At 72.9% G+C, this 16,903-nt stretch carries 16 protein-coding genes; 5 read left to right on the forward strand and 11 right to left on the reverse strand.

Annotated elements, in window-relative coordinates; all coding sequences use genetic code 11:
- Positions 1–34: 34 nt before the first annotated feature.
- On the reverse strand, positions 35–1,807 hold the full coding sequence (argS, locus tag ABZ371_RS03905; RefSeq protein WP_358673018.1) for an arginine--tRNA ligase: 1,773 nt from the start codon (positions 1,805–1,807) through the stop codon (positions 35–37).
- Positions 1,808–1,953: 146 nt separating this feature from the next.
- On the opposite strand from argS, the gene lysS reads away from it, so the two are divergent.
- Positions 1,954–3,705 carry a lysine--tRNA ligase gene (gene lysS, locus ABZ371_RS03910; protein ID WP_358673020.1) on the forward strand — a complete coding sequence of 584 codons (1,752 nt, stop codon included), beginning with the start codon at positions 1,954–1,956 and terminating at the stop codon, positions 3,703–3,705.
- A 137-nt stretch (positions 3,706–3,842) separates the two neighbouring features.
- Here lysS and ABZ371_RS03915 read toward each other — a convergent pair whose 3' ends face one another.
- From ABZ371_RS03915 to ABZ371_RS03930, 4 genes are all read right to left on the reverse strand, one after another.
- The gene (locus ABZ371_RS03915) at positions 3,843–5,306 is read right to left on the reverse strand and encodes a DUF2637 domain-containing protein (RefSeq protein WP_358673022.1); all 1,464 of its coding nucleotides are present in this window, start codon (positions 5,304–5,306) and stop codon (positions 3,843–3,845) included.
- Between the two features lie 223 nt (positions 5,307–5,529).
- A complete protein-coding gene (locus ABZ371_RS03920) occupies positions 5,530–6,033 on the reverse strand; it encodes a GNAT family N-acetyltransferase (RefSeq protein WP_358673024.1) in 504 nt (167 codons plus the stop codon).
- 65 nt (positions 6,034–6,098) lie between these two features.
- A complete protein-coding gene (locus ABZ371_RS03925) occupies positions 6,099–6,959 on the reverse strand; it encodes a DUF3558 domain-containing protein (RefSeq protein ID WP_358673026.1) in 861 nt (286 codons plus the stop codon).
- A gap of 252 nt (positions 6,960–7,211) precedes the next feature.
- Positions 7,212–8,012, reverse strand: coding sequence for a DUF3558 domain-containing protein (locus ABZ371_RS03930; RefSeq protein WP_358673028.1), 801 nt, complete (start codon positions 8,010–8,012; stop codon positions 7,212–7,214).
- A 172-nt stretch (positions 8,013–8,184) separates the two neighbouring features.
- On the opposite strand from ABZ371_RS03930, the gene ABZ371_RS03935 reads away from it, so the two are divergent.
- Positions 8,185–9,378 carry an RtcB family protein gene (locus ABZ371_RS03935; RefSeq protein WP_358673030.1) on the forward strand — a complete coding sequence of 398 codons (1,194 nt, stop codon included), beginning with the start codon at positions 8,185–8,187 and terminating at the stop codon, positions 9,376–9,378.
- A gap of 93 nt (positions 9,379–9,471) precedes the next feature.
- Here ABZ371_RS03935 and ABZ371_RS03940 read toward each other — a convergent pair whose 3' ends face one another.
- The 5 genes from ABZ371_RS03940 to ABZ371_RS03960 all read right to left on the reverse strand — a co-directional run bounded on the left by ABZ371_RS03940 (position 9,472) and on the right by ABZ371_RS03960 (position 12,851).
- Positions 9,472–10,230: an SDR family NAD(P)-dependent oxidoreductase gene (locus ABZ371_RS03940; RefSeq protein WP_358673032.1), complete on the reverse strand. Its 759-nt coding sequence runs from the start codon at positions 10,228–10,230 to the stop codon at positions 9,472–9,474.
- A gap of 77 nt (positions 10,231–10,307) precedes the next feature.
- On the reverse strand, positions 10,308–10,643 hold the full coding sequence (locus ABZ371_RS03945) for a YnfA family protein (RefSeq protein ID WP_358673034.1): 336 nt from the start codon (positions 10,641–10,643) through the stop codon (positions 10,308–10,310).
- Positions 10,644–10,950: 307 nt separating this feature from the next.
- Complete coding sequence (locus tag ABZ371_RS03950; protein WP_358673036.1) at positions 10,951–11,679, reverse strand: Mut7-C RNAse domain-containing protein; 729 nt, start codon at positions 11,677–11,679, stop codon at positions 10,951–10,953.
- A gap of 265 nt (positions 11,680–11,944) precedes the next feature.
- On the reverse strand, positions 11,945–12,289 hold the full coding sequence (locus ABZ371_RS03955) for a hypothetical protein (RefSeq protein ID WP_358673038.1): 345 nt from the start codon (positions 12,287–12,289) through the stop codon (positions 11,945–11,947).
- A gap of 61 nt (positions 12,290–12,350) precedes the next feature.
- Positions 12,351–12,851 (reverse strand): MarR family transcriptional regulator, encoded by a 501-nt coding sequence (locus tag ABZ371_RS03960; RefSeq protein WP_358673040.1) that lies wholly within the window; start codon positions 12,849–12,851, stop codon positions 12,351–12,353.
- A 383-nt stretch (positions 12,852–13,234) separates the two neighbouring features.
- On the opposite strand from ABZ371_RS03960, the gene ABZ371_RS03965 reads away from it, so the two are divergent.
- The 3 genes from ABZ371_RS03965 to ABZ371_RS03975 are packed head-to-tail and all read left to right on the forward strand — an operon-like array spanning position 13,235 to position 16,426.
- Positions 13,235–14,920 (forward strand): PP2C family protein-serine/threonine phosphatase, encoded by a 1,686-nt coding sequence (locus tag ABZ371_RS03965; RefSeq protein WP_358673042.1) that lies wholly within the window; start codon positions 13,235–13,237, stop codon positions 14,918–14,920.
- On the forward strand, positions 14,917–16,083 hold the full coding sequence (locus ABZ371_RS03970; RefSeq protein ID WP_358673044.1) for a cobalamin-dependent protein: 1,167 nt from the start codon (positions 14,917–14,919) through the stop codon (positions 16,081–16,083). The genes ABZ371_RS03965 and ABZ371_RS03970 overlap by 4 nt, the downstream gene beginning before the upstream one ends.
- Positions 16,040–16,426 carry an STAS domain-containing protein gene (locus tag ABZ371_RS03975; protein ID WP_358673046.1) on the forward strand — a complete coding sequence of 129 codons (387 nt, stop codon included), beginning with the start codon at positions 16,040–16,042 and terminating at the stop codon, positions 16,424–16,426. Before ABZ371_RS03970 ends, ABZ371_RS03975 begins: the two co-directional genes overlap by 44 nt.
- A 20-nt stretch (positions 16,427–16,446) precedes the next feature.
- Here ABZ371_RS03975 and ABZ371_RS03980 read toward each other — a convergent pair whose 3' ends face one another.
- The gene (locus ABZ371_RS03980; protein WP_358673048.1) at positions 16,447–16,815 is read right to left on the reverse strand and encodes an STAS domain-containing protein; all 369 of its coding nucleotides are present in this window, start codon (positions 16,813–16,815) and stop codon (positions 16,447–16,449) included.
- Positions 16,816–16,903: the final 88 nt, after the last annotated feature.

Raw genomic sequence — 16,903 nt, forward strand, 5'->3', positions numbered from 1 at the left:
CCCGTCGGACATCATCTAGCGCTGCCGGAGGTGCTCAGAGCCGCTCGGGCGTCCTGATGCCGAGCAGCCGCATGCCCTGGTGGAGGGTGCGGGCGGTCAGATCGACGAGGAACAGCCGGTTCTCGACGACCTCCGGCGGGTTCTCGTCGCTGAGCACCTGGCACTGGTCGTAGAACGTGGTGAGGTGCGAGGCGAGCTGGTAGAGGTAGGCGGCCAGCTTGTGCGGCTCGTACCCCTCGGCCACCTCGGACAGGACCTCACCGAACTGGTCCAGGTGGAGGCCCAGCGCGCGCTCGGCCGGCGCCAGGTCCAGCTCCGGGTGCGCGGCCGGCTTCGCGTCGCCCGCCTTGCGCAGGATGGAGCGGATCCGGGCGTAGGCGTACTGGAGGTACACCGACGTGTCGCCGTTCAGCGACACCATCTGGTCCAGGTCGAACTTGTAGTCCCGCACGGCGGAGGTCGACAGGTCCGCGTACTTCACGGCGCCGACACCGACGTACCGGCCGTTCTCGACGATCTCGTCCTCGGACAGGCCCACCTTCCCGGCCTTCTCCCGGACCACGGCGGTGGCCCGCTCGACGGCCTCGTCCAGCAGGTCCTCCAGCCGGACGGTGGTGCCCTCGCGGGTCTTGAACGGCTTGCCGTCCTTGCCGAGGACCGTGCCGAAGGCCAGCTGGTGGGCCTTGACGCCCTCGCCCAGCCAGCCGGCCCGGCGGGCCGTCTCGAAGACCATCTTGAAGTGCAGGGACTGCCGGGCGTCCACCACGTAGACCAGGGTGTCGGCCTCGAGGTTCCGGACGCGGTCGCGGATCGCGGAGAGGTCGGTGGCCGCGTAGCCGTAGCCGCCGTTGGTCTTCTTGACGATCAGCGGGACCGGGTTGCCGTCCGGGCCCTTCACGTCGTCGAAGAACACGCACAGGGCGCCCTCGGAGCGGACGGCCACGCCCGTCTCCTCCAGGATCCGGCAGGTCTCCTCGAGCATGTCGTTGTATCCGGACTCGCCGACGATGTCGGGGTCGTGGATCTCCATGTCGAGCTTGTCGAAGACGGAGTAGAAGTAGATCTTCGACTCGTCGACGAAGCGCTGCCAGTGCGCCAGCGTCTCCGGGTCACCGGCCTGGAGGGCCACCACCCGGTCACGGGAGCGGGCCTTGAAGTCCTCGTCGGAGTCGAAGAGGACCCGCGAGGCCTTGTAGACGCGGTTCAGCGAGGACATCGCCGCTTCGCCGTCGGCCTTGTCGTCCTCGTGCGTCAACTCGTCCGGGTGCTCGAAGAGGTACTGGATGAGCATGCCGAACTGGGTGCCCCAGTCGCCGATGTGGTGGCGCCGGACGACGTTCTCGCCGGTGAACTCGAGGATCCGGACCATCGCGTCACCGATGACCGCCGACCGCAGGTGGCCGACGTGCATCTCCTTGGCCACGTTCGGCTGGGCGTAGTCGATCACGGTCGTGCCGGGGGCTGCCTTCGGCGGGACGCCGAGCCGGTCCCCGTCCGCGGCGCGCGCGGCGAGCGTCTCGGTGATCGCCCGGTCGGTGAGCGTGACGTTCAGGAAGCCGGGGCCGGAGACCTCGACCTCCTTGATCAGCCCGCCGCCCGCGGGGAGGGCCGCCGTGACCTTCGAGGCCAGCTCGCGCGGGTTGCCCTTGAGCTTCTTGGCGAGCGCGAGGATGCCGTTGGCCTGGAAGTCGGCCCGGTCGCTTCGGCGCAGCAGCGGGTCCGCGGTGCCGGCCTCCGGCAGCGCTGCCGTCAGGGCGTCCGCCAGCTGCTGCTGGAGCGTGGAAGCGAGGGAAGGGACCGAAGCCATGAGCCGGCTGCCGTTTCCGTAGGGGACAAAGGATCACCCCAGTATCCCACGGGGCGTAAAGCCGTTTTCGCGCTGCGGGCGGTACCTGGGAGAATGGGGGTTCCCCTGCTGGGGGCGCCCCTACGAGTCCTACACGAGAGAAGGACGTGCCGACCGTGGCTTCGAGTCAGAGCAGCACCGAGACCGACTGGGTCTCCCGCTTCGCGGACGATGTCATCGCCGAATCGGAGCGACGTGCGCCTGGCAAACCGGTCGTCGTCGCGTCCGGCCTCTCCCCGTCGGGCCCGATCCACCTGGGCAACCTCCGCGAGGTCATGACACCGCACCTGGTGGCCGACGAGATCCGCCGCCGCGGCCACACCGTGCGGCACCTGATCTCCTGGGACGACTACGACCGCTACCGCAAGGTGCCGGGCGGCGTCCCCGGCATCGACGAGTCCTGGGCCGAGCACATCGGCAAGCCGCTGACCTCCGTGCCCGCCCCGGCCGGGTCCGCCCACCCGAACTGGGCGGAGCACTTCAAGGCCGCCATGACCGAGGCGCTGGACGAGCTCGGTGTGGAGTACGACGGCATCAGCCAGACCGAGCAGTACCTGGCGGGCGCCTACCGCGAGCAGATCCTGCACGCGATGAAGCACCGGGCGGACATCGACGCCGTCCTGGACCGCTACCGCACCAAGAAGGACGGCACGCCGGGCGGGAAGAAGCCGCAGCAGAAGAAGGCCGACGAGGCCGAGCTGGAGGCCGCCGAGGGCTCCGGCGCGGCGAGCGAGGACGACGGCAGCTCGAACGCGGCCGGCTACTTCCCGTACAAGCCGTACTGCGGCAACTGCGAGAAGGACCTCACGGTCGTCACCTCCTACGACGACGACACGACCGAGCTGAACTACACCTGCTCGGCCTGCGGTTTCGCCGAGACGGTCCGGCTCAACGAGTTCAACCGCGGCAAGCTCGTCTGGAAGGTCGACTGGCCGATGCGCTGGGCGTACGAGGGCGTGGTCTTCGAGCCCAGCGGCGTGGACCACTCCTCGCCGGGCTCCTCGTTCGTCGTCGGCGGCCAGATCGTGCGCGAGGTGTTCGGCGGCGTCCAGCCGATCGGCCCGATGTACGCCTTCGTCGGGATCTCCGGCATGGCCAAGATGTCCTCCAGCAAGGGCGGGGTGCCGACCCCGGCCGACGCGCTGAAGATCATGGAGGCGCCGCTGCTGCGCTGGCTGTACGCGCGCCGCAAGCCCAACCAGTCCTTCAAGATCGCCTTCGACCAGGAGATCCAGCGGCTCTACGACGAGTGGGACTCGCTGGGCCGCAAGGTGGCCGACGGCTCGGTGCTGCCCGCCGACGCCGCCGCCTACGCGCGGGCCGTCGGCACCGCCGCGGGCGAGCTGCCGAGCACGCCGCGCCCGCTGCCCTACCGGACGCTCGCCTCGGTCGCGGACATCACGGCCGGCGCCGAGGACCAGACGCTGCGCATCCTCGGCGAGCTGGACCCGGACAACCCGCTGACCTCGCTCGACGAGGTGCGGCCCCGGCTGGACCGCGCCGAGAACTGGATCTCCACCCAGGTCCCGGCGGAGGCCCGCACGGTCGTCCGGGACGAGCCGGACAAGGAACTGCTCGGCTCCCTCGACGAGCAGGGCCGCGCATCGCTGCGGCTGCTGGTCGAGGGGCTCGACTCGCACTGGTCGCTGGACGGGCTGACCACGCTCGTCTACGGCGTGCCGAAGGTCCTGGAGGGCCTGGCGCCTGACGCGAAGCCGACACCCGAGCTGAAGGTGGCCCAGCGGACCTTCTTCGCCCTGCTGTACCGGCTGCTGGTCGGCCGGGACACCGGGCCGCGACTGCCCACGCTGCTGCTCGCGGTGGGGGCGGACCGGGTGCGCAGGCTGCTCGGCGCGTAACCCCACCGTTCGCGACCATCTGTCGCGACCATCCGTCGCGATCACCGTTCGCGATCACCGGGCGGGCCGCTGGGCGGCCCGCCCGGTCTCGTCGCACGCCCGGCCGGTGGGGCGGGGTGCTCCGGTCGCGTGCTCCGCTACGCGATGTGGTCGGCGGACATCTCGTTGTCGAAACGCTGGCGGAAGCCCGGCAGCAGCCGGCGCAGGAGGGCGCTGCTGCGGGGGTGGCGGACGTTGTGGCCGTCGGCTAGGTGAATGTCCAGCACCGCCGCGCTGGGGTAGTCCTGGTGCTGGTGGGTGTACGCGGCGAACACCTCGTACGCGATCTCGCTGAACTCGGCCTCCGCCGCGGCCCATTCCGCTTCCTGCTGCGCGTCGCGGGGCTGCTCCTCCTGCTCCTGGCCGCGTCGCTGCTCCGGCGTGTCCGGCCGGTCCCGCCCGGCCTGCTGGGTCGAGGGCTCCCCGGCGTGCGGGCCCGGCTGCGGTTCGGCGGCCCGGGGATGCGGGAACGCGCCGATGGTGCCCCCGTCGCCGAGCGGGCGGGTGCGGCCCCCCGGACCGGACGGGATCATCACCGGGGTGGGCTCCAGCCCTTCGACGTACGTCGGGTTGTAGGCGCTCTCGTAGGCGTCGGCCGGCACCTGCGGCGCCGCGAACCAGGGGCTGTCATGGGAGCCGGGGCCCTCCTCGGGCCACTCCTCCTGCTCGTGCGGCCAGTCGTCCTGCCCGGCCGGCCCGCCGCGCTGATGCTGCTGGGGCTGGAGGTGTTCCGACCGGGCTTCCTCCGGCCGGGGATCCTCCGGCCGGGGATCCTCCGGCCGGGGGTCCTCCTGTCCCTGGGGCGGGACCTGCGCGAGCTGGGGCCGGGACTGCCCGGTCCCCGCCGCGGCGGGTACGGGCGGCAGCAGGGCGGGCTCGATGCCCGCGGCGGCGAGCCCGGCCGGCGCGGTCTCGGCCAGCGGCACGCCGTACTTGGCCAGGCGCAGCGGCATCATCGACTCCACGGGGGCCTTGCGGCGCCAGTTCCGGCCGAAGCGGGCCTGGAGGCGGGCCTGGTAGATCAGCCGGTCCTGTTCGAGCTTGATGACCTGCTCGTAGCTGCGCAGCTCCCACAGCTTCATCCGCCGCCACAGCTTGAACGTGGGGACGGGGGAGAGCAGCCAGCGGGTGAGGCGGACACCCTCCATGTGCTTGTCCGCCGTGATGTCCGCGATCCGGCCCACGGCGTGCCGGGCGGCCTCGACGGAGACGACGAACAGCACCGGGATGACCGCGTGCATGCCGGTGCCCAGTGGGTCCGGCCACGCGGCCGCGCCGTTGAAGGCGATGGTCGCGGCCGTCAGCAGCCACGCCGTCTGACGCAGCAGCGGGAAGGGGATGCGCATCCAGGTCAGCAGGAGGTCCAGCGCGAGCAGGACGCAGATGCCCGCGTCGATGCCGATCGGGAAGACCAGGGAGAACTGGCCGAACCCCTTCTCCTCCGCCAGCTCGCGCACGGCGGCGTACGAGCCCGCGAAACCGATCGCGGCAATGAGTACCGCACCGGCGACAACGACCCCGATGAGTACTCGGTGAGTGCGTGTCAGCTGCATTGCGGCCACCCGCGGTCCCCTCCCGACTTCGTCTGCCCGGGCTCACTTCGGCTTCCGGCGCGGGCACAGCCTGGCACACACGTGCGAGGTCCGGTGCGCGGGGAGGGGCCGAAGCCCGGCTCCCGAAGGAGGGCCGGGCCGTCCGGGGGCGGCCGGCGGAACGGGTGCGGAGGACGCGGGGCGGGCCCGGCGGGTGGTGCCCGCGCCGGCCGTTTCAGGCACTCGTCCGTGCTCAGAGGTCCTTGCGCATGCAGGCCCTTGGCCAGCGGTCCAGCCCGTGCGCGGCTTCGACGGCCCGGAGCGCGCGGAGGCCCGGTGTCAGTTCCGCCTCGGGCAGGAAGCAGAAGCCGAGGCGCTCGTAGTAGGGGCCGTTCCAGGGCACGCCGGTGAAGGTGGTGAGGGTCAGGGCCGCGGCGCCGTGCGTCCCGGCCCAGTCGGCGGCGTGCTCGATGAGCGCCTTCCCGATCCCCCGGTGCGCGTGGCCGGGGTGCACGGAGACCTGTTCGACATGGCCGTTGCCGTCCACCAGGTCCGCGATCAGGTAGGCGACCGGCAGGTCGTCGTCCGAGGCCCACACCCACGCGCGGCCGTCCCGCAGGTAGGCGCCGAGCAGTTCGAGCGACGGCGGGTCGTCCTGCGCGACGGCGGCCATCCCGATGCCGGCGAACACCTCGCCGGCCGCACGCTCGATGTCCCGCAGGCGCGGCAGGTCCGTCGCTGTGGCCGGCCGGATCACGGCTTCCCTTCGCTGCGTCCACGCGTGGGCGGAGCGGCCGCCCGGGGCGGGCCGCTCCGCGGGGGCTACGACCTGCCGCTCGCCTTGGCCTTCACCGGAGCCTTGGCGGTCGCCCCGGCCTTCACCGTGGCCTTGGCGGTCGCCTTGTCCGTGGCCTTGGGGGTCGCCTTGCCGGAGGGCTTGGCGGACGGCGACGCCGAGGGCGTGCCCGCCCCGCCGGGCGCCTTCTCGGCGCCCACCGACGCGACGGCCTCCCTGGCGGCCTTCTGGGCGTCCTTCGTGATGTCGGCGGCGGCGGGCGTCTTCGCCCCCGCGTAACCGGCACCGTTGTAGGTGAGGCTGACGACGACGTTGCCCGTGCGGGCCAGGACGGTCGCGTACTCGAAGTCCTCGCCCGTCTTGGCCAGGCCGTAGGTGACGGTCGTGGCCTGCTCGCCGAGACCGGGGGTGGGCGTGGCCGAGACCTTCTCGGCGCCCTCGGTCGCCTGGGCCTTGGCGACCTGCTTCGTGTACTCGGCAGCCGCCCGGTCGGCACCGCTGCCCAGGCTCTGGTCGGACTCGAACCGGGTGAAGCCGACGTCCAGCCAGCGGTACTGCGAGCCCTTGACGCCGTTGTCGTCCAGACCGTTCCAGGAGCAGCTGCCGCGGGTGGCGGTGTCGCTGGCCCTGCCCGGCGTGCCGCCCTTGTTCTTCGTCTTCGGGACCAGCGACTTGATCGTCTTCGCGCCGATCGACGTGCAGGCGTCGGGGAGCTGCGCGAACTTGGCGGGCTCGACGCTCGGCGCCTTCGTCGTGGCGCTCTGCGACGCGGAGGATGCCGACTTCTTGTCGTCGCCGGAGTCCGACGAGCATCCGGCGGCGACGAGCATCACCGGTACGGCGGCGCAGGCGAGTATGCGGGACAGTCGCGGGGCTGATCGGTGCATGATTCCTTCACTCGGACGGCACGGCGTTCTGGGGCGTGCGGGGCGGTCGGCTGTGCGTCGGTCTGTCTGTGTGTCGGTGTGTCTGTGGATCTGTCTGTGTGCCGGTCTGCCGGGGGCGTCGCACGGGTGGTCCGGCGGGTGCCGGCCCGGCGTCCCGGAACGGCCACGGTACGACGGACGGCGGCGGTGCGCCGCCTCGTCACCGGGGCCGGAGCGCCTGGCGGGTCCCCTGCGGGGGCCCGCCGTGACGGGCTACTCGTCGAGGGCCTGGGCCAGGTTCCGGGCCAGGGCCTGGGCGTTGTCCTGCAGTTCCCTGCTGTCGGGCACCGTGGTGGCGAGGGCCGACTGCTCGGCGTACCGGACGGTCACGATGACGTTCGATGTGCGGAACACCACGCTGACCGTGCGGTGCTGCGCGGTGGAACCTGCCTGGGCCGGCTCGTCGTCCAGGAACGCCGCGTCCCCCAGGCCGTCGAGCAGCCGGGGCCTCAGTTCCTCGTCGGTGCCGGCGCCGGGGCCGGTGGTGCTGCCGGGATCGGCGTCGCCGGACGGCGTGCCGGAGGCCGCCCCGCCTGGGGTTCCGGCGGAGGCGGTGGAGACCGGGTCCGGGCCGGTACCGGGCGTCGGAGGCAGGTCGGCGGCGTCCACCTTCCTGCCGTACACCTCGCGGGCCCGGTCGTCGTCGCTCACCGCCGGGTCGTAGGACACGACGCGTTCGAAGTCGATGGACAGGTCCCGGGAGGCGTCCGAGGCGGCCGACCTCCACCGGCAGCCGACCCTGCGGTCGGTGTCGTAGGTGACGGTGGCCGTGCCCTCGTACACCTTCTCCCGCTGGTCCTCGGGCAGTTCCGCGGCGCCGGGGAGCAGGTCCTGGAGGAGGAAGCGTGGCACGACGCGGCAGGATTCGGGCAGCGTCCGGTATCTGCCGGGAGGTGCGGCCACGACCGCCGGGCCGCCGGCCTTGCCGTCGGCGTCGTTGTCGTCGGCGTCGGAACCGGCGCTGCAGCCGGCGACGAGCGCTGCGAGCAGCGCGACGCCGGGTACGTACGCCATGTGTCGCACGATCCCAGGCTCCCCTCGGTACGGAAAACGGGTTGCCGCCCGATGGCGGCCGATGGACACAATGTGTATCGCACGCGCCGCTGTGAATGCCGGTCCGCCGACCGATTTGCCGACCTGGGCACCAGTTTTGCGCTTTCAGTCTTTTCGGGGGAATCGAGGAGTTATGTCGTATGTAGAGGTGCCTGGAGCGAAGGTCCCCATCCGCATGTGGGCCGACCCGGCGTCGGTCGAGGACGTCGCCATGCAGCAGTTGCGGAACGTGGCCACGCTGCCCTGGATCAAGGGTCTCGCCGTCATGCCGGACGTCCACTTCGGCAAGGGCGCCACGGTCGGCTCGGTGATCGCGATGCACGGTGCCGTCTGCCCGGCGGCGGTGGGCGTGGACATCGGGTGCGGGATGTCGGCCGTCAGGACGTCGCTCACGGCGAACGACCTGCCGGGTGACCTCTCTCGGCTGCGTTCGAAGATCGAGCAGGCGATCCCCGTGGGGCGCGGGATGCACGACGCCATGGTGGACCCGGGCAAGCTGCACGGGTTCCCGCTCTCGGGCTGGGACGACTTCTGGTCGCGGTTCGACGGCGTCGCCGACGCGGTCAAATTCCGTCAGGAACGCGCTACCAAGCAGATGGGAACGCTCGGAAGCGGCAATCACTTCATCGAGTTCTGCCTCGACGAGGCGGGTTCGGTGTGGCTGATGCTGCACTCCGGCTCCCGGAACATCGGCAAGGAACTCGCCGACTTCCACATCGGACAGGCCCAGAAGCTGCCGCACAACCAGGGCATCATCGACCGCGACCTGGCCGTCTTCATCGCCGGCACCCCGCAGATGGCGGCGTACCGCAACGACCTCTTCTGGGCGCAGGAGTACGCCAAGTACAACCGTTCGATCATGATGGGCCTCTTCCAGGACGTGGTCCGGAAGGAGTTCAAGAAGGCGAAGGTCACCTTCGCACCGGTCATCTCCTGCCACCACAACTACGTGGCCGAGGAGCGGTACGAGGGCATGGACCTGCTGGTCACCCGGAAGGGCGCGATCCGCGCGGGCTCCGGGGACTTCGGGATCATCCCGGGCTCCATGGGGACCGGCTCGTACATCGTGAAGGGCCTGGGGAACGAGAAGTCGTTCAACTCGGCCTCGCACGGCGCCGGGCGCCGGATGAGCCGGAACGCCGCTAAGCGGAGGTTCTCGACGCAGGACCTGGAGGAGCAGACGCGGGGCGTGGAGTGCCGCAAGGACTCGGGTGTGGTGGACGAGATCCCGGCCGCCTACAAGCCGATCGAGCAGGTCATCGACCAGCAGCGGGATCTGGTCGAGGTCGTGGCGAAGCTCAAGCAGGTCGTGTGCGTGAAGGGCTGAGAGCCGGCGGCCCGGGCCTTACGCCGGACCGGCAGGCCACGGACCCGTGCGGATCCCGTGGCCTGCCGCGGTGCGGGAGCCCGGCCGTAGGCATCAGAGCGTGCGGTGGACCTTGGAGTTGGAGGCCTGGGCGCGGGGGCGGACCACCAGCAGGTCGATGTTGACGTGGCTGGGGCGGGTGACCGCCCACGTGATCGTGTCCGCCACGTCGTCGGCCGTCAGGGGGGCGTCGACGCCCGCGTAGACCTTGGCCGCCTTCTCCGTGTCACCACGGAAGCGGGTCGTGGCGAACTCCTCCGTCCTGACCATGCCCGGGGCGATCTCGATCACCCGCACCGGGGTCCCGACGATCTCCAGGCGCAGCGTCTCGGCGAGCACGTGTTCGCCGTGCTTCGCCGCGACGTAGCCGCCGCCGCCCTCGTAGGAGGAGAGCGCGGCGGTCGAGGAGAGGATCACGACCGTGCCGTCGCCGCTGTTGGTCAGGGCGGGAAGCAGCGCCTGGGTGACGTTGAGGGTGCCGATCACGTTCGTCTCGTACATCTGGCGCCAGTCGGCGGGGTCGCCCGTGGCGACGGGGTCGGCGCCCAGCGCGCCGCCCGCGTTGTTCACCAGGACGGCCAGCGAGCGGAAAGCGCGGGCGAACTCGTCGACGGCCGGACGGTCGGTGACGTCCAGCGCGTAGGCCGTGGCCTGGTGGCCCGCCTCGGTGAGCTCGGCGGCGAGCGCCTCGATCCGGTCCTTGCGGCGGGCGGTGAGCACCACGCGGTAACCGGCGGCGGCCAGCTGACGGGCGGTCGCGGCACCGATGCCGCTGCTCGCGCCGGTGACGACGGCGATGGGGGTGGCGGCCATGGCGAACTCCTCGGACAGCTGATCGGTACGGGCCAAGGATAGGCAGGCCGCCGGGACCCGGTCCGGGCGGCCGCGTGTCAGTGGTCCCGGGGTGCGTACATGATCAGTGCCATGCCGGCCAGGCAGATCAGTGCCCCGGCCACGTCCCACCGGTCCGGGCGGTAGCCGTCGGCCACCACGCCCCAGGCGAGGGAGCCCGCGACGAACACACCGCCGTACGCGGCCAGGATCCGGCCGAACTCACCGTCCGGCTGGAGCGTGGCCACGAAGCCGTAGGCACCGAGGGCGAGCACGCCCGCACCGATCCAGACCCAGCCGCGGTGCTCGCGCACGCCCTGCCACACCAGCCAGGCACCCCCGATCTCGAAGAGGGCGGCCACGGCGAACAGGGCGACGGAGCGGGCGGCGAGCATGGGAGCAGCGTTTCACGCCGCTCCCGGAGGCCGGACGGTGGCGCCGCCGTCGCTCGGGAGCCTGACTCGCGGGGTCGGCCGCAGACGGTCCACGGCCGGGCAGCGGCCCGGCCCGTGCGGCGGGGGCGGCGGAGGCGGCCGTCGACGGTGGGCCTGTCCGGTGCCGATCGCAGAGCCTGCGCGGTGCCGGGGGCGCCCGCGCCACGGTGCCGGGAGGGCGCGGACTCGTTCAGGCGGGGTCAGGCGCAGGGGCAGGCGCAGGACGAGTGACCCGCCCCTACCGCGGGGGCCGCGGCCCGTTCGGCGTTCATCCGCCGCCGAACTCGCGCACGGCCTCCGCCACGATGGTCTCCAGGCGGCTGTGATGGGCGCCGCGCCAGTACACCCGCCCGCAGGCCGTGCACTGCGCGAAGACGTCGTAGCTCCGCTGCGTGCCCTCCTCCAGGTGACCGCTCACGGAGTCCTTGTCCGCCTCGGTCAGCTCCCCGTTGCAGGCGGTGCAGCGCGTCCAGGGCGCGAGCGCCGGCGTGAAACGGCTCAGGACGTCGCGCAGCTGCTCCTCGGGGCGGTCGCTGTAGAGGTACGCCCCCGCCCAGATCTCCCTGCGCCGCAGAAGCCCCCGGTCGCGGGAGAGCAGCACCCGGCGTTCCCTCGCGGAGAGGGCCGCGAGCGCCGGGTCGCCGATGTCCGTGCTCTCGTACGCGGCGTCCACGCCCAGCAGCCGCAGCCGGCGGGCCAGCGTCCCGAGGTGGACGTCGAGCAGGAAACGCAGCGGCGCGCCCGGGACCCGCTGGGGGCGCCGCACGGCCCGCACCTCGACCCGCTCGCCCGGGCCCGGGACGTGGGAGGCGGGGACGGGGTGCCCGTCGACGAGGAGCTGCCCGGCCTCGGTGAGCGGTACACCGAGTGATTCCACGACGTGCCCGAGGGTCGAGGAGCCGTCGGTGGTGACGGCGGTGCGTCCCGGACGGCGCTCGTGGGCGACGAAGAGCCGTAGTTCGGGGGCGACTTCGAAGTCGATCTCGGGTCCGTTCACGTGGCCAGGATGCCATCGCGGGGGCCGCGGCGGCGAGCGGCCGGGGCGGCGTGCGGCCGCCTCGGACGACGGCCCGCGCACCGTGCCGGATCCGCGCCGGCGCCGTGCGCGCGTGGCTCCGAGCGGCCCGGGCCCCGGTGGCCGAGGGGGGCATGCCCGGGCCGGGTGGCACCCCTGCGGTCGCCGTGACGCCCCCTGACCGTACGGGCGTCAGCCCCGCTGGATCGACGACGGGCCCGGCCCGGCCGGGTCCGTCCCGCCGGGGCTACCGCCTTCCACCGGGTACGGGCAGCGACGGGCCGCCGTGCGCCGCCGCGCGCGCCGCGCCGTTGACGCCGGGCGCCGGCCCGGCGGGGCGCGGGGCGGGCGGGTCCGTGTAGAGCCCGCCGAGGAGGGCGTACGCGTCGGTGACACCGGCCTCGGCGTCGGCCACCGCGTCGCGTGCCCTGTCACGGGCCGCCCGGCGGGAGTACGCGGGCGGCGGGCTGCGGCGAAGGCGTCGGCAGTGGCAGACGGTGTACACGCCGCTCGCGACGACCACGGCGGGGACGGTCAGGGACAGCAGCAGGTCGTTGATGCGGGGCCTCCTCGGGAGTCGTGCCCCTAGCATCGGCCGCTCCGGCACCACTTCTGAAGCTCGAGTTTCGCCAATGAATGGCCGAAGACAGCCCTCAGGCGCTGCGCCGATGGCCGCAGGGGCGGCTCGGCGCCCGAGGGGGCGTGGCGGCGGCCTCGCAGAAGGCCGAGAGGCCTGTGACGAGGGCGTGACGCGCGTCCGGGGCCATGGCACCCATGGCCCGGTCCAGGAACTGCCGCCGACGGTGCCTGAGCGCGCCCAGGTGTGCCGTTCCGATCTCCGTGAGCCGCAGCTGTACTTCCCGGCGGTCCTCCGCCTTGGGAGTCCGGCGCAGGAGGCCGGCGGCCTGGAGCCGGTCACACATGCGGCTCACCGACGGAGCGGCCATCTCCAGCTGCCGCCCCAGCTCTCCCATGGTGATTCCCGGCATACGCGCGACCGCGTCCATCAACCGCACCTGGGTGGGTGGGACGGGCGAGGTGGCGAAGGCCTCCCGGCTGTGTTCCCAGGCGCCCACGATGAGGTCGAGCATCTGGCCGGCGTCGGGGAGGCCGCCCGCGGGAATGTGGGGAGCAGGGGCGGAACCGTCGCACATATGCCACTCCCGGGTGAGCGCTGGAGACCGTGCCGGCCGGCCGGTGCGAGTAGCCGCGTGTTTCGACGATAGGCCATCGGGGTGGGCGGCGGCGCCGCCGTCGCCCCGGGACTGTCGCGGCCGCGAGGGGGCAGACTGAGGAGACGGAGAGCCGGGCCCGTCCCCCGGGGGCAGCGCCGCTCGCCACCGTATCCGGCATCCGGTCCGGTCGGTGCGCTTCTCGTGAAATCCCTGGTCAGGCCGTGTGCACGGCGCCCGGTGGAGGCCCCGGGTCATGGGGGCGGGTTGCCATCCGATCGCCTGCTGGGCAATGGTTGTCGCGAGGTAAGTATTTTTCGTCCACTTGGAAGGTGGTGCGACTCGCCGCAGGCGGGTCCCCCCTCATGGCTCGTCCGAAGGAATTCATCGCCGCGAGAAGACAGAAGCACCCCGTACCCGGCCGATGGGGCCAGGCCCCGTACGCCGCCGTCGTCGTCGACGGAGCGGGAACGGTCGTCGATCTCAACCCGGCCGCCGCCGCGCTCCTGGAGAACGCGGCCCTGGGCGTCTCCCTCGCGGAGGCGGCGCCGCCCTGGCTCGCCCGGGCCCACCGGGAGACGGTGGACCGCACCGGCCGTCCGGCCGGTGGCGCGGCGGCCCCCGCGCCACTGCGCCCCGGCTTCCGCGGCCGCATCGGCACGAGGAGCTTCGAGGCGCACCCCACCCCGAACGGCGACGGCGACCTCGTGTGGTGGCTGGTCGACGACACCGCCCGGCATCTCCTGGAGGAGGAGCTGGCGACCGAGCGCGAGCGCACCGCGTTCCTGGCCGAAGCCTCGAACGTCCTGCTGTCGTCGCTGAACACCGATCGCTGCATGCGCGTCACCGTCCAGCTCGCCTCGCAGCACCTCGCCGAGGCCGCGGTCGTCATCCTGCCGGCGTCGGGACGCCAGCTGCCCATGGCGTACGCCGTGGGCGGCCGGACGGCGGTCCGGGGCACGGTCACGGTGGACCCCGCCCAGGTACCCGGCCTGAGCGAGGCGCTGCAGGGCTTCCCGCCCGTCCCCTCCCGGTGGATCGACCCCGCCGCCCTGCCCGACTGGCTCCTCCCGGAGGAGTTCACCGGCACCGTCGGCTCGGCCGCCGTCACCCCGCTGCCGGGCCACGGCGTCCCGGCGGGCGTCCTGGTCCTCCTGCGGAGCACGGAATCCACCCAGTTCGACGAGGCCGAAGAGGTCTTCGCGCGGCTGTTCGCCGCCAGGGCCGGCGCCGCCCTGTCCGCCGCACGGCTGTACGCCGAGCAGAGCGACATAACCCGGACGCTGATGCGGGACCTGCTGCCTCCCCGACTCGACCGCGTGCACGGGGTCGAGTTCGCGGGCGGCTACCAGCCCGCCGCCGCGCAGGAGCGGGTGGGCGGTGACTTCTACGACGTGCACCCCGGCAGCACCCCCGACGACGAGATCCTCGTGGCCCTCGGCGACGTGTGCGGAAAGGGCCTGGACGCGGCGGTGCTCACCGGCAAGATCCGCAACACGCTCCAGGCGCTGACGCCGATGGCCGACGACCACCAGCAGATGCTGCGGCTGCTCAACGGCGCGCTCCTCAACTCGGACCACACCCGCTTCGCGACCCTGGTGCTGGCTTCCGTCCGGCGCGAGGAGAACCGGGTGCGCCTGCGCCTGACGTCGGCGGGCCACCCCGCCCCCCTGGTGATCCGGAACGACGGGCGGGTCGAGGAGATCGACACCCGGGGCACCCTGGTGGGGGCGCTGCCCCACATCGAGGCGCACACGGTGGAGACCGGCCTCGACCCGGGGGAGACGTGCCTGCTCTACACCGACGGAGTCACCGAGGCGCGGGGCGGGCCCCTCGGCGACGAGCTGTTCGGCGAGGAACGCCTGGTGAGGACCCTGGAGGAGTGCGGGGGCATGCCGGGGGCGGCCGTGGTGGAGCGCATCCGGATGCTCGCGTCGCAATGGGTGAGCGACGGCCGGCACGACGACATGGCGCTCCTCGCGATCACCGCGCCGCCGACCACCCACCTCAGCGCGGTGGACGGCCACACCCGGGGCAGGTACACCGCATGAGCGCACAGACGGCCGCCGCGGGGACGAGCGGCCTCCAGGACCGGCTGTGGGCAGCGGTCATCGACCGGGACGAACACGCCGCCGCGAAGGTGGTGTTCACCGCCCTGGACGACGGGATCGACGCGGAGGCGGTGCTGCTGGAGGTCATCGCCCCCGTGCAGGCGCGGGTCGGCGCCGAGTGGGCGGCGAACCGCCTGAGCGTGGCACAGGAACACGCCGCGAGCGCCATCGCCGAGCGGATCATCGCCGCGCTGGCCCACCACCCGGCCGTACGCGTCACACCCCGGCTCGGGCGGGTCACGGTGGCCTGTGTCGACCAGGAATGGCACGTCCTGCCCGCCCGCCTGCTGGCCGAGGTGCTCACCCTGCGCGGCTGGCGGGTCGACTTCCTGGGGGCCCAGGTGCCCACCCCGCATCTCGTCGGCCACCTGCACACCAACGGCGCCGACGTGGTCGCGCTGTCCTCCTCCCTGCCCACCCGGCTGCCCGCCGCGCACGCGGCCATCACCGCCTGCCAGGCGGCCGGAGTGCCCGTGCTGGCGGGCGGCGCCGCTTTCGGGCCGGACGGCCGGTACGCGCGCCGGCTGGGAGCCGACGCCTGGGCACCGGACGCGCGCGCCGCCGCCCGGCGCATCGCGGACGGCATCCCGGTGCCGGCCCTGGCCGTCGGCCGGCAGCAGATCGACGACCTGCCGCACCTCGGCGACCAGGAGTACACCCTCGTCGTCCGCAGCAGGCCGCAACTCGTGCGCGCGGTGATGGCCCAGCTGGAGAAACGATTTCCCGCGGCTGCGGCGTACACCGAGCAGCAACGCGAGCACGCGGCGCAGGACATCGCCCACATCGTCGAGTACCTGGGCGCCGCCCTCTACGTGGACGACGAGGAACTGTTCACCGGCTTCCTGCGGTGGACCGCGGGCATCCTCGAGGCCCGGCGCGTCCCCGCCGCCTCCCTGCCGCCGGTCCTCGACGTGCTCGGCACAGAGCTCAAGGACTTCCCCCGATCGACCCGGCTGCTCGGCCAGGCGCGCGCCGCCCTGGACGCCCTCCTGACACCGGCCGGCCACAACTCCGGAGCCTCGGATGACACATCACCTCTGTCCGCCCCTCACCCTGGCAGTGGAAGCCGGCCCGGGAGCCGCACGTCTGCGCCTGACCGGTGACCTGGACCACGACACCAGCGACCAGTTCGTGGAGCGGGCGCAGGCATGCCTCGCCGCCGATCCGGGACTGCGCGACCTCTTCCTCGACTGCGCCGGGCTACGGGTGTGCGACTCGACGGGCGTCGCCGGCCTCCTGCTGCTGCACCGCGGCACGTCGGCGCGCGGCATAGGGCTGCACCTGGAGAGCCCGCCCGCCTCCCTCCGCCGGACCCTCGACGTCACGGGGATCGCCCGGATCTTCACCCAGGGCGGTGGGGGACGGCAGGCCGAGCCGGCGACGGACAGCCACTCGACCGCGGAAGCACGACACCAGACCTCCCCGCCGCCGGCTCCCTCCCGCTGACGCGCCGCCTGCCGGCGTGGTCAGCGGGCGGCCGGCGGGGCTGCCAGGGCCGCGTCGAGCGAGGGGTAGGTCCGCAGGACCTGGTCGACACCGGCGGTCCGCAGGAGCCGGGTCAGGGCCGCGCGCGGCGCGGCGATCCGCAGCTCCGTCCGCCGGTGCGCCTCCAGCAGGAGACCGAGGAAGGACGAGTCCGCGAAGGTGACCGCGGACGCGTCCAGCACGACCACCTCGTATCCGGCCACGGCCTGCCACATGGCGATGAAGAGGGGGTCGACGGTGTCCGAGTCGATGTCTCCCCTGGCCCGGACGACCCAGTACCCGTTGACCTCGCCTTCGGCCGCCAGCGCGGGCGACGCCGGCGCGTCGTTGTCGAAGGGCTCGCGGACCATGGGGGGATTATGCCAATCGCTGTGCCGGCGACTCGTCCCCGGGCGGGCGGATATCGTTCCGGCGCCGGGACGCGAGCCCGGACCTTGA

The organism is Streptomyces sp. NPDC005899 (genome assembly GCF_040629645.1).
Lineage (GTDB): Bacteria > Actinomycetota > Actinomycetes > Streptomycetales > Streptomycetaceae > Streptomyces.